This is a genomic window from Streptomyces sp. NPDC102360 (genome assembly GCF_044766085.1).
In the GTDB taxonomy this organism is placed as follows: domain Bacteria; phylum Actinomycetota; class Actinomycetes; order Streptomycetales; family Streptomycetaceae; genus Streptomyces.
Genome location: NZ_JBIWLG010000002.1, coordinates 532,718 through 545,086, shown reverse-complemented (window position 1 = coordinate 545,086; position 12,369 = coordinate 532,718). Strand labels below are relative to the sequence as shown.

At 70.5% G+C, this 12,369-nt stretch carries 10 protein-coding genes and 1 pseudogene; 9 read left to right on the top strand and 2 right to left on the bottom strand.

Annotated features, from left to right (window positions below; translation table 11 throughout):
• Window positions 1-18 precede the first annotated feature (18 nt).
• From ACIRHA_RS11920 to hydA, 6 genes are all read left to right on the top strand, one after another.
• Complete coding sequence (locus tag ACIRHA_RS11920) at window positions 19-270, top strand: helix-turn-helix domain-containing protein (RefSeq protein ID WP_403843339.1); 252 nt, start codon at window positions 19-21, stop codon at window positions 268-270.
• A 146-nt stretch (window positions 271-416) separates the two neighbouring features.
• Window positions 417-1,676 carry a hypothetical protein gene (locus ACIRHA_RS11915; RefSeq protein ID WP_403843337.1) on the top strand — a complete coding sequence of 420 codons (1,260 nt, stop codon included), beginning with the start codon at window positions 417-419 and terminating at the stop codon, window positions 1,674-1,676.
• Between the two features lie 198 nt (window positions 1,677-1,874).
• A complete protein-coding gene (locus ACIRHA_RS11910; protein ID WP_403843334.1) occupies window positions 1,875-3,188 on the top strand; it encodes an aspartate aminotransferase family protein in 1,314 nt (437 codons plus the stop codon).
• A 190-nt stretch (window positions 3,189-3,378) separates the two neighbouring features.
• Entirely contained in the window at window positions 3,379-4,923 is a 1,545-nt protein-coding gene (locus ACIRHA_RS11905; RefSeq protein ID WP_403843332.1) for a PucR family transcriptional regulator, read from the top strand.
• A gap of 134 nt (window positions 4,924-5,057) precedes the next feature.
• A complete protein-coding gene (locus ACIRHA_RS11900) occupies window positions 5,058-5,900 on the top strand; it encodes a nitrilase-related carbon-nitrogen hydrolase (protein WP_403843330.1) in 843 nt (280 codons plus the stop codon).
• A 26-nt stretch (window positions 5,901-5,926) separates the two neighbouring features.
• Window positions 5,927-7,333 (top strand): dihydropyrimidinase, encoded by a 1,407-nt coding sequence (gene hydA, locus ACIRHA_RS11895; protein WP_403843327.1) that lies wholly within the window; start codon window positions 5,927-5,929, stop codon window positions 7,331-7,333.
• Between the two features lie 11 nt (window positions 7,334-7,344).
• On the opposite strand, the gene ACIRHA_RS11890 is transcribed toward hydA, so the two are convergent.
• The gene (locus ACIRHA_RS11890; RefSeq protein ID WP_403843326.1) at window positions 7,345-7,959 is read right to left on the bottom strand and encodes a M23 family metallopeptidase; all 615 of its coding nucleotides are present in this window, start codon (window positions 7,957-7,959) and stop codon (window positions 7,345-7,347) included.
• Window positions 7,960-8,254: 295 nt separating this feature from the next.
• Complete coding sequence (locus ACIRHA_RS11885) at window positions 8,255-9,331, bottom strand: metallophosphoesterase (protein WP_403843324.1); 1,077 nt, start codon at window positions 9,329-9,331, stop codon at window positions 8,255-8,257.
• 277 nt (window positions 9,332-9,608) lie between these two features.
• Between ACIRHA_RS11885 and ACIRHA_RS11880 the strand changes: the two genes are divergently transcribed.
• From ACIRHA_RS11880 to ACIRHA_RS11870, 3 genes and pseudogenes are all read left to right on the top strand, one after another.
• Complete coding sequence (locus ACIRHA_RS11880; RefSeq protein WP_403843322.1) at window positions 9,609-10,595, top strand: phospholipase; 987 nt, start codon at window positions 9,609-9,611, stop codon at window positions 10,593-10,595.
• Window positions 10,596-10,722: 127 nt separating this feature from the next.
• Window positions 10,723-11,073, top strand: a pseudogene (locus ACIRHA_RS11875) (hypothetical protein); the annotation flags it as partial.
• A 169-nt stretch (window positions 11,074-11,242) separates the two neighbouring features.
• Window positions 11,243-12,265 carry a DNA-directed RNA polymerase subunit alpha gene (locus ACIRHA_RS11870; protein ID WP_403843319.1) on the top strand — a complete coding sequence of 341 codons (1,023 nt, stop codon included), beginning with the start codon at window positions 11,243-11,245 and terminating at the stop codon, window positions 12,263-12,265.
• Window positions 12,266-12,369 lie beyond the last annotated feature (104 nt).

The window sequence follows — 12,369 nt, the reverse complement described above, 5'->3', positions numbered from 1 at the left end:
CTCGGGTAGCATGGGGGCATGGTCCGAACCCCCTTGACCCCCGAAGAGCGCGAGCGCGGCGAGCGCCTCGGCCGACTGCTGCGCGAGGCGCGGGTCGGGCGCAGCATGACGGAGGTGGCCGCGGGCGCGGGCGTCTCCGTCGAGACGCTGCGCAAGATCGAGACGGGCCGGGCGCCCACGCCGGCCTTCTTCACGGTCGCCGCGCTCGCCCGCGAGCTGGGCCTTTCCATGGACGAACTGGTGACGCACTGCGCGCTGATCCCCGCCTGACGCGTGCCGGTGCGCACCCCGAAAAGCGCGCGTAGCACCCCCGTAACACGCGAGGTGTTTGCTTCCGGAGCGTAAGGCTCCAAGAAGGCACCAGGGTGCGACGATCGGCGGGGCGCGTGGCGGAAGTGGGACAACTCCCTGACCGGGTGAGGGACTTCGCGGCATATCTGCATGGCCTCAACGCCCGGCTCGACCAGCGCGCCGGTTGGTGCGGCGTTTTCTGGCGGCGGGACCCCGAGGGCATGCGGGCCTGTCTCGACGGCAGTGAGGTGCCCCCGTGGGACGTGGTGGAGGCGCTGCTGAAGGATCTCGCCGCGACGCTGGGCACCGAGCACGCCGAGCGCGAGGCGGCCCGTGCCCGCGCTCTGTACCGCGCGTCCGCGCGCGTCCACGACGCCGGGCCGGGCGGGCGCGCGCTGCTCGCCGACCGGATGGACGTGATGGAGCGCGAGCGGCGGTACGCGGCGCGGCGTCTCCAGGAACTCGGCGCCCGCCTCGACTCCGTCACCGGCCAGGAGGAGGCGGACGCCCTCCGCCTCGACCTGGCATGGGCGCACGACGACCACGAGCGGGCGACCGCGCGGCTCGCCGAACTCGGTGCGAGACTGGAGGAGTTGGGCCCCGACCCTGCGCTCTCGGACTCGGGTCCGGCGCCCGCGCCGGCCGCCGCCCCCACTCCGAATCCCACTCCCGCCAAGGCGCGCAAACGCCGACCCCGGGGCAGCGCCCGCTTCGCGGGGATGCCCGTCGAGGAACCGGAGACGGAGGTCGCGGCCACGCGGGCCGCCGCTCCCGCCACCCCTACAGGCGCCCGTTTCGCCGGTGCCGCGCCAGGGCGGGACGAGGCGGCGGCCCCCGCCCCGCCCCTGGTCGACGCCACCGCGTACGCCGACGTCGCCGCCACGGTCGCCCTCCTCGCCCGCCGCCGCGCCGAGGGTCGCAGCGGCGAGGCACACATGGTCCTCGTGGACGCGGCCGCCGGGCCTGCCGCCCATTTCCCGCTGCTCGCCCACGAGTTGACGCGGTCCGGGCTCGGTGCCGACTGGGCCACCCTGCTGTGGGAGGCCGGGTCGCTGCCGCTTGACCGGCTGGTCGCCGCCGCCGACGCGCTGGTCGCGGCCGGCCGCACCGGTGACGGGCAGCAGCTGCTGCGTCAGGGCACGGGCAGCCCGCCCACCGAGTTCGGCGCCGCGGTGCACCGGCTCGACACGGACGGCCGGCACCGCGAGGTCCGCACCCTCCTGGACGCGTACGTCCGCGGCCGCACACCCGAAGAGGCCGCCCACAGCGCGCGCGACGCCCCCGACCGACTCGTCCCGCTGCTCCTGGACGCGGCCCGGCGGGTCTCCGAGGAGCGGTACTGGGACCTGGTACACGCGCTGCGCGTCGCGGGCCTGGGCCCCTGAACCGTCACCCGCCCGGGTGTCGGGGCCGCCCCGATCCAGCGGGTTGCCGACGATGCCCTTGGCAAGCCCTCCGATGAGGCTTACGTTCGTGCCTCTACGACCGTTCTACGTGCGTAGAGGGATACGGCGGAACCGTACCTGCGCAGAGACGGCGGAGACCTGCCTGCGCAGAGACGTAAGGAAGAAGGAGTGCTGCCGATGACCACCCCCTCCCGAGCCTCCCTGCACGATCGCCACCGCGATGTCCTGCCGGACTGGCTGGCCCTGTACTACGACGACCCGATCGAGCTCACGCACGGCGAGGGCCGGTACGTCTGGGACGCCGAGGGCAAGAAGTACCTGGACTTCTTCGGCGGCATCCTCACGACGATGACGGCGCACGCACTGCCCGAGGTCACGAAGGCGGTGAGCGAGCAGGCCTCCCGGATCGTCCACTCGTCGACGCTCTACCTGAACCGGCCGATGGTCGAACTCGCCGAGCGCGTCGCCCAGTTGTCGGGCATCCCGGACGCCCGCGTCTTCTTCACCACGTCCGGCACCGAGGCCAACGACACGGCGCTGCTGCTCGCCACCGCGTACCGCCGCTCGAACCAGATCCTGGCGATGCGCAACAGCTACCACGGCCGCTCGTTCTCCGCGGTCGGCATCACCGGCAACCAGGGCTGGTCGCCGACGAGCCTGTCCCCGCTCCAGACGCTGTACGTGCACGGGGGCGTGCGCGCCCGCGGCCCCTACGCCCACCTGTCCGACGCCGAGTTCACCGACGCCTGCGTCGCGGACCTGCGGGACATGCTCGGCCAGACCCGTGGCAACGTGGCGGCGCTCATCGCCGAACCCATCCAGGGCGTCGGCGGCTTCACCTCCCCGCCGGACGGCCTGTACGCCGCCTTCCGCGACGTCCTGCGCGAGCACGGCATCCTGTGGATCTCGGACGAGGTGCAGACCGGCTGGGGCCGCACGGGCGAGCACTTCTGGGGCTGGCAGGCGCACGCGCAGTCCGGCCCGCCGGACATCCTCACCTTCGCCAAGGGCATCGGCAACGGAATGTCGATCGGCGGCGTCGTCGCCCGCGACGAAGTCATGAACTGCCTTGACGCCAACTCCATTTCGACCTTCGGCGGCTCCCCGATCACCATGGCGGCGGGCCTCGCGAACCTCTCCTACCTTCTGGAACACGACCTCCAGGGCAACGCCCGGCGGGTCGGCGGACTCCTCATCGAGCGGCTGCGTGCCATCGCGGCGAGCGCGCCCGGCGTGCGGGAGGTGCGGGGGCGCGGCCTGATGATCGGCGTCGAGCTGGAGGCGCCCGGCCCCGGTCCCGACGCGGCGCAGGTCATCGAGTCCTGCCGGGCGCAGGGGCTGTTGATCGGCAAGGGCGGCGGCCACGATTCGAGCGTTCTGCGGATCGCTCCGCCGATGTCCCTGACGGTGGCGGAGGCGGAGGAGGGAGCGGGCATCTTGGAGCGGGCGCTCAAATCCAGCCCTGCCCAATCAAGCCCCTGCGGCGATTGAGGCGCGGGGCCCGGGGAGGTTCCTGCGACTGCTCCCGCATCAAGCCTCTGCGGTGTTTGAGGTGCGGGTTCCGGGGAGGTTCCCGTGACTGCTCCCGCATCAAGCCTCTGCGGTGTTTGAGGTGCGGGGTCCGGGGCGGAGCCCCGCGACCGCTCGCCGGGTAGCCGCTCCACACGAGGAGACCCCGCACATGTCCACGCACACCCTCTCCGTCCGCCAGATACTCGACCTGGACCGCATCGCCGCCGGCCAACCGGAGGTGGTCGCCGCGGCCGACCACCTCGACCGCCCCGTCCGCTGGGTGCACGTGGCCGAGGCCGCGGACGTGGGCGTGATGCTGAGCGGCGGTGAAATGATCCTCACCACCGGCGTCCTGCTCGCGGACGACGAGCGGCTGCAGGCCGAGTACATCAACTCCCTGCACCGCGCGGAGGCATCCGCCATCGTCCTGGGCCTCGGCCGCGCCTTCCCCTCCTCCCCGGAGGGAATGCGCCGCGCCGCCGAGCGGCACGGACTGCCGATGGTGGTGCTGCACCGCCCCTTCCCCTTCGCCGAGTTGACGGAGGAGGTGCAATCCCGCCTGGTACGAAGGAAGTTCGCGGCCGTCAGCCTCTCCGAAGGAATCCGTACCGCACTCACCGGCCTCATCACGGCGGGCGCCCCGTTGCAGGGGCTGCTCGACGAGATCGCCGCGCACAGCGACTGCCCGGTCGTCCTCACCAACCTCGCCCACCGCGTCCTCGCCACCGCCGGTGAACACCCCGCCGTCGAAGACGTGTTGCGCGACTGGGACCGCATCGCCCGGCAGCCCGGCGGCGTCGACGGCGAGGGCTGGATCCGCGCGGACCTCGGCGGCCGCGGCGAACGCTGGGGCTCCGTCGTCCTGTGCGGGCACCGCGGCGACGGCGCGTCCGGGCGGCTGCTCGCGGACCGGGCGGCGGAGGCCCTGGTGCTGCACCACCTGCTGTCGGGCTCCGGGCCGAGCTGGGAGGAGCAGTCGGCCCGCTGTCTGCTCGCCGACCTGCTCGCGGGCGGCGCACCGGCCCGCGGCCTGCTGCCCCGCGCCCGCGCGGCGGGCCTCCCGGTGAACCGCCGCACCTTCCTCCCTCTCGTCGTGCGCGACACGTCACCGGCCCAAATCGACCGACTCCTGCGCCTGTTGGGCCTCACGGGCCTCGTGGCGGAACTCGCCGAACACTCCACCGCCGTCCTCCTCAGCCTCGCCCGCGACCAGGCACCCGAGGTCCTCGCCGCGCACTTCGCCGACCGGCTGCGCGCGGAGACCGGCGACGCGCGGGCCGTCGTCGCGGCAGGCCCCGCCAGTACCGCCTGGGAGGACGTGCCGGAGGCGTTGCGCGAGGCGCTGCACGTCGCCGACGCCGTCACCGGCGCGCCGCCCGGCCTCCCCTCCGTGGTCCGTATCGGCGACGTACGACTGCGCGGCCTCGTACGGCAATTGCGCGACGACCCTCGCGTACAGGCCTTCTCGGAAAGGGAGTTGGACGCCATCCTGTCCTCCGAGGAGGCCGCGGAGCTCCTCCCGGTCCTGCGCGGCTACCTCACCACCGGCCGCAACAAGTCCCGCACCGCTCACCTCACCCACATGAGCCGCCCCGCCCTCTACCGCCGCCTCCAGTCCATAGAAACGCTGCTCGGCGTCGACCTCGACGACTTCGAGCAGGCCGCGTCCGTCCATCTGGCCCTGCTCGCGCACGACGCGCAGTCGGGCCCGTGACACCGTGCAACGCCCGCGGCGCCACGCGTGACACGCTGCGACTCGGCCACCGGGCCCCCGGCCCTCTACCGTCTGAGCCACCACCCGACCCAGCACCGTCCGAGCCGTCGAAGAGTCTTGTCTTGGAGGTCCCGATGAGCCCCGTGATCCGCGCCGCCATCTTCCAGACCGCATGGACCGGCGACAAAGAGTCCATGATCAAGGTGCATGAGCAGGCGGTCCGTGACGCCGCCGCCCAGGGCGCCCAAGTCCTCTGCTTCCAGGAGCTGTTCTACGGCCCGTACTTCTGCCAGGTGCAGGACGCGAAGTTCTACGAGTACGCGGAGGCCGTCCCGGAAGGGCCGGTCGTCCAGCGCTTCCAGGCCCTCGCGCGCGAACACGGCATCGTTCTCGTCCTCCCCGTCTACGAGGAGGAGCAGCCGGGCGTCCTCTACAACACGGCTGCCGTGATCGACGCCGACGGCAGCTATCTCGGCAAGTACCGCAAGACGCACATCCCGCAGGTCAAGGGCTTCTGGGAGAAGTTCTACTTCCGCGGCGGCAACAGCGGCTGGCCGGTCTTCGACACCGCCGTCGGCAAGATCGGCGTCTACATCTGCTACGACCGGCACTTCCCGGAGGGCTGGCGCGCGCTCGGCCTGGAGGGCGCCCAGATCGTCTTCAACCCGTCGGCGACGAGCCGCGGCCTGTCCCGCTACCTCTGGCAGCTGGAGCAGCCGGCGGCAGCGGTCGCGAACGAGTACTTCGTCGCCGCCATCAACCGCGTAGGAGTGGAGGAGTACGGCGACAACGACTTCTACGGCACGTCGTACTTCGTCGATCCCGAGGGCCGGTTCGTGGGCGAGGTCGCCGACGACAAGGCGCCCGAACTCGTCGTCCGCGAGCTCGACATGGCGAAGCTGCGCGAGGTCCGCGACCGCTGGCAGTTCTACCGCGACCGCGCCCCGCAGGCGTACGAGCCGCTGACCCGCCCCTGACCCCCCCCGCACCTCTGGAGGAGCACATGAGCGCCGTCCGTACGGTCATCCGCGGCGGACTCGTCGTCACCGCCGCCGACGAGATGCACGCCGACGTCCTCATCGAGGACGGCCGCGTCGTGGCCCTCGCGGCCACCGGCAGCGACACCGCCGCGTCCTGGACGGACGCGCGCGCCATCGACGCCTCGCAGAAGTACGTCGTCCCCGGCGGCGTCGACGGACACACCCACATGGAGATGCCCTTCGGCGGCACCTACGCCGCCGACACCTTCGAGACCGGCACACGGGCCGCGGCCTGGGGCGGCACCACGACGATCGTGGACTTCGCCATCCAGTCGAAGGGCCGCTCGCTGCGCGAGGGCCTCGACGCCTGGTACGCCAAGGCGGACGGCCAGTGCGCCATCGACTACGGCTTCCACATGATCGTCTCCGATGTGCACGAGGACACGCTGAAGGAGATGGATCTGCTGGTGGGGGAGGGGGTGACGTCCTTCAAGCAGTTCATGGCCTACCCGGGCGTCTTCTACTCCGACGACGGGCAGATCCTGCGGGCGATGCAGCGGGCCGGTGAGAACGGCGGCCTGATCATGATGCACGCGGAGAACGGCATCGCGATCGACGTCCTGGTCGAGCAGGCGCTGGCTCGCGGGGAGACCGATCCGCGCTACCACGGTGAGGTCCGCAGGTCGCTCCTGGAATCGGAGGCGACGCACCGCGCGATCAAGCTGGCGCAGGTGGCGGGCGCGCCGCTGTACGTGGTGCACGTGTCGGCGCAGGAGGCGGTGGAGGAGCTGGCGCGGGCGCGGCACGAGGGGCTGCCGGTGTTCGGGGAGACGTGTCCGCAGTATCTTTTCCTGTCAACGGACAACCTCGCGGAGCCGGACTTCGAGGGCGCCAAGTACGTGTGCTCAACGCCGCTCCGCCCCAAGGAACACCAGGCGGCGCTCTGGCGGGGCCTGCGCACGAACGACCTCCAGGTCGTCTCCACCGACCACTGCCCCTTCTGTTTCAGCGGGCAGAAGGAGCTGGGCCGCGGCGACTTCTCGAAGATTCCGAACGGGATGCCGGGCGTGGAGAACCGGATGGACCTGCTGCACCAGGCCGTGGTCGACGGGCACATCTCGCGGCGCCGGTGGATCGAGATCGCGTGCGCCTCTCCGGCCCGGATGTTCGGCCTGTATCCGAAGAAGGGGACCATCGCGCCGGGCGCCGACGCGGACGTCGTGATCTACGACCCGCACGCCGAGCAGACGATCTCCGCCGAGACGCATCACATGAACGTCGACTACTCGGCGTACGAAGGGAAGCGGATCACGGGGCGGGTCGAGACGGTGCTCTCGCGGGGCGAACTGGTCGTGACAGAGCGGGAGTTCACGGGGCGTGCGGGGCACGGTGTGTATATGCCGCGGGGGACATGCCAGTATCTGGCCTGATAGGTGCGGTGTCACGTGAGGCGGACGCCGTGCCTTGCCAGATAGGCGACCGGGTTCACGTCCGAGCCGTACCCGCGGCGTGCACGGATTTCGAGGTGAAGGTGTGGACCCGTGGCGCGTCCGGTGCTGCCGCTGTCCGCGATGCGCATGCCAGGGGTGACCCGGGCGCCCTTGCGGGTTCGGATGTTGCTGAGGTGTCCGTAGACGGCATAGTGGCCGTCCGACATCCTGATGGTCACCGCCTTGCCGTAGTCACCTGACCGCTTGGCGAGTACGACGGTGCCTGCGCGGACGGCGAAGACCGGCGTTCCCTGAGGAACCGCGAGGTCGATCCCCGTGTGGTGCCCCGCCTGCCAGTTGCCGCGCACTCCGTAGCGCGCGGAGACGCGGTAGCGCCGCCGGAGGGGCATGGCAGCGGGCCGGGGTGGCCCCATGAGCTGGTGGTCGGAGCCGGCGGACTGCGCTCCTGTTCCGGCGGACCCGATGCCGGCCGGAACAGGAGAGTGGGCGGTGGCGTCGGGCGCCAGACACATGGTGAGCGCACCGCCGATCAGGGCCGTGGACAGGCCGAGGACGCGACGCCGTGTGGTGTCCGCTGCCGGTGTGCTGTCGTCGTGAGAAGCCATGACCGACAGATCACCCCTGTTGAAGGCCGCCCGCATCTCCGCGGGAACCATATAGGTGAGCGGGTGCCACTGAACGGGCGTGTTCACCGCATCCGCCCCCGCGCCGTATGGCACCGGTACGGGACGCGGCCGCGAGGCTGTTCCTGACGGTCGGCAGACCTCCGGCCTGACACGCGCCGCCGGTCTCAGGATGTTCGTCGCTGCGATGTGACGCCGACGGCGGCGGAGGTGCGGGTGGCGTGCTGTCGTGGTGTGAGGTGGGTCGTCATGGGGCCCTGGTGACCCCTTTTCCGGGTCAGTCTCCGATGCGTTCCGTTCGTGTGTGGCGGTACGCGTGCCGGTAGTCGGACGTCTCCGGGTCCACGGTGTACGCGTTAGTGACCACGCGGTCGGCGTTGATCGAGAGCGTCATGAAGCCGAGGGTGTCGTAGGCCGCCCAGAACTCCTTGTTCTCGGCCTGGTCGCCCTTCCCCTTGGTCTTCGCGGCGGCGCCGCAGACGATCTGCTGGGTGCCGTGGTGGTCGGCGCCGGTGTCCAGGATCTGGAGCGTGTGGTCGTGGCCGGAGAGGATGAACTCGGCCTTGCCGCAGACCACTTCCTCGTACAGCTTCTTGACGTGCTTCCCGCTCATGTAGTCGCCGCAGGTGATGCCCTCGTACGAGCCCGCATTGCCGTGCGTGCCGTTGTTGCGCAGCGGGTGGTGGGCAAAGACGAACTTCCAGCGGGCGCGGGAGGCGGCGAGCGCATCGGCCAGCCAGGCGCGCTGCTTGTGGGCGAAGGGACCGTCCCAGTGGTACTCGGGGTCGGTCTGCAGGACGTACGAGGAGAGCGGCGTCGTGTCGATGGCGAAGAACTCGGCGACGGGGGCCTGTTGGGGGACGGCCACGGAGTAGTAGCGGTCGGGCATGTACCAGCGAGCGGAGTGCCGGTGGTAGGCGGTCTCGTGGTCGCCGCGGGACGGGCGGCCGCCGCTGCCGGGGATGACGCCGCTGGTGTCGTGGTTGCCGAGCACCATCAGCCAGGGGACGTCGATGCCCGTGTTGGGCTCCTCGAACTTGGTGCTGAACTCGTCGTCCAGGACGTCCTCGGGGCCGTTCTCGTAGATGTTGTCGCCGAGCCCGATCGCGAGGTCGACACCGCGCTTCTCGCACAGCTTGCGCGCGGCGGCCGCGACGGCGAACTGGTCGGGCGCGCCGGTGCCGGCGTCCCCCGTGATCAGCACGTTCAGCTCGGCCTTGTCCGGTATCGGGAACTTGGCCACGCCGTCCTCGGCCGCCAGCGCCTGCCGACCGAAGGCCCCAAGGGCGACGGCGGTGCCGACGCCGCCGACCCCCGCGAGCATCGCGCGCCTGCTGATTGCCTGCGACTGCATCCTGTGTCTCCGTCTCCTCGTCGTCGGATGCCCACGCGATCTCGGAAAGGCGAACGGGGTCCGGACGGGCTGGGGAGGTGCAGTGAATCCCGGCGGCACCGCGAGGACCAGGTTACTGGCCGGTTACTTACGTCACACTCGCTGGTTACCGAACGGTAAGTCCGCATAGGCTCCTCCGAGTTTTGCCTGCTGCCCCGCCTCGTCCGCACCACAGGCGCGGCACAGCAAGCGGGCTGTTCCCCGCAACGGCCGAAACGACAGAGAGGACCCCGTCCGGATGAGCGCCGTACGCAGACGCCGCAGGACACTGCTTCCGCTGGCCCTGGCCTTCGTCACCGCCGCCCTGGGAACCGCGGGCGCCGCAGCCGCTTCCCGGGGCGGCGCACCCGCCGAGGAGTCCGGCCGGCAGCGCCCCACTTGGGCCATCGCCCACCGGGTCCTTACCACTCAGGGGGTGACCGCGGCTCTCCGGGACGGCGCCAACGCGCTGGAGGTCGACGCCACGGCCTGGAAGGAAGGCTGGCGGGCGGACCACGACGGCACCCTCACCAGCTACGGCGACACGATGGCCGCCATGTTCGACCAGGTCGCGAAGGAGCACCGGGCGGGGCGTCAAGTGTCGTTCGTCTGGCTGGACATGAAGAACCCCGACTGGTGCGAGAGCAGTGATCCGGACAGGAAGCAGTGCTCCGCGGCCGCCCTGCGGGACCTGGCCCGCGCCAAACTGGAGAGTCAGGGCATCCGGGTGCTCTACGGCTTCTACGGGACCGAGGGCGGCAGCGGCTGGAAGGATGTGACGGGCAGCCTGACCAGCAAGGAGGGCGTCGCCTACAGCGGCACCTACGCGGACGTCCGAGGCGGCTACGCCGAGCACGGGGCGGCCATCGCGCGGAACCAGCGGGTGATGGACGACGGCCTGTTCAGTATGGCGCTCAAGTTCGGCGGCATCCGAGAGGAGCTGGAGGCCGGCGGTCGGGCCCGGGACCGCGGAGAGCTCGCCCGCACGGTCGGCTGGACCGTGGGCACGGGCGACCGGGAGCGCACCGAAACCCTGCTCGCCGACTCTGCCGGCGGCGCCGCCGTGGACGCGCTGATCTACGGCAACCGGATGTCCTGCTATCCCGACGGCGTCAGCGGGCCGAAGGGCTGCGGGACGAATGACAGCGGCGTACGGGAGCCCCTCTCGTACATCCAGGACTACGTCGAGGCGCACCCGAACACCCGCCGCATGGCCACCAGCCGGGATGTCCCCTTCGGCGGCTGAGAGGGCGTTTGGCCCGTGCGCGGAAGCGCCGAGAAACGTGCGTGCCCGGCCGGCTCGCGGGGAGACCGATCCCGCGCTACCGCGGTGAGGTCCGCAGGTCCCTCGCTCTGGCGGGGTCCGCGCACGACACATCTCGTGCCGCCGCTGGATCGAGATCGCCTGCGCCTCTCCGGCACGGATGTTCGGCCTGTACCCGAGGACCTGTACCCGAGGACCTGTACCCGAAGACCTGTACCCGAAGAAGGGCACGCCCGCGCCGGGCGCCGACGCGAACATTGTGATCTACGACCCGTCGGCCGAGCAGGCCATTTCCGCCGAGACGCATCACATGAATGTCACTACTCGGCATACGAAGAAAGCGGATCACGGGACGGGTCCGAACGGTGCTGTCGCGCGCCGAACTCGTCGTGACGGATCGCGAGTTCACGGGTCTTGGGGGCGTGGTGTGTACATGCCGCGGGGCACGTGCCGGTACCTGTCCCGGAAGGGCTCCAGCCGGGAGGAACGACTGCCGGTTTTCCGGGTCCGCGGGCGACATCTGGACGTGCCGGTGGCCGCCTAGGCAAGTACTCGGCCGTTTGGCCCGTACCCTTCGCAGGGTCTATGGCGTCATATTGCGGACTCCGAACACTGGAGGCACACACTTCATGCTGATTGCTCAGCGTCCCTCGTTGACCGAAGAGGTCGTCGACGAATTCCGCTCCCGGTTCGTGATCGAGCCGCTGGAGCCGGGCTTCGGCTACACCCTTGGCAACTCCCTGCGGCGCACACTTCTGTCATCGATTCCGGGTGCGGCGGTCACGTCGATCCGTATTGACGGTGTCCTGCACGAGTTCACGACGGTGCCGGGCGTCAAGGAGGACGTCACCGACCTCATCCTGAACATCAAGCAGCTGGTCGTCTCCTCGGAGCAGGACGAGCCGGTCGTGATGTACCTGCGCAAGCAGGGTCCGGGTCTGGTCACCGCCGCCGACATCGCGCCCCCGGCCGGTGTCGAGGTGCACAACCCCGACCTGGTCCTCGCCACGCTGAACGGCAAGGGCAAGCTGGAGATGGAGCTGACCGTCGAGCGCGGTCGCGGTTACGTCTCCGCGGTGCAGAACAAGCAGGTCGGTCAGGAGATCGGGCGCATCCCGGTCGACTCGATCTACTCGCCGGTTCTCAAGGTCACGTACAAGGTCGAGGCCACGCGTGTCGAGCAGCGGACCGACTTCGACAAGCTGATCGTCGACGTCGAGACCAAGCAGGCGATGCGTCCGCGTGACGCCATGGCGTCGGCCGGTAAGACGCTGGTGGAGCTGTTCGGTCTCGCCCGCGAGCTGAACGTCGACGCCGAGGGCATCGAGATGGGCGCGTCACCCGTTGACGAGGCGCTCGCCGCCGACTTGATCCTGCCGATCGAGGAGCTCGACCTCACCGTCCGCTCGTACAACTGCCTGAAGCGCGAGGGAGTCCACTCCGTGGGTGAGCTCGTCGGCCGTTCCGAGGCCGATCTGCTCGACATCCGCAACTTCGGGTCGAAGTCGATCGACGAGGTCAAGGCCAAGCTGGCCGGCATGGGTCTGGGTCTGAAGGACAGCCCGCCCGGATTCGACCCGACCGCGGCCGCCGACGCCTTCGGCGCCGACGAGGAGGCGGACACCGGGTTCATCGAAACAGAGCAGTACTGAATGCGGTACTGAACGCGGCACGGCATTCAGTACTGAATGCCGTGCTCAATGCAGTGTTGAATGAAGCGCCCCGGCCGCCCCATGGCGCCGAGTCCCCGGACTGC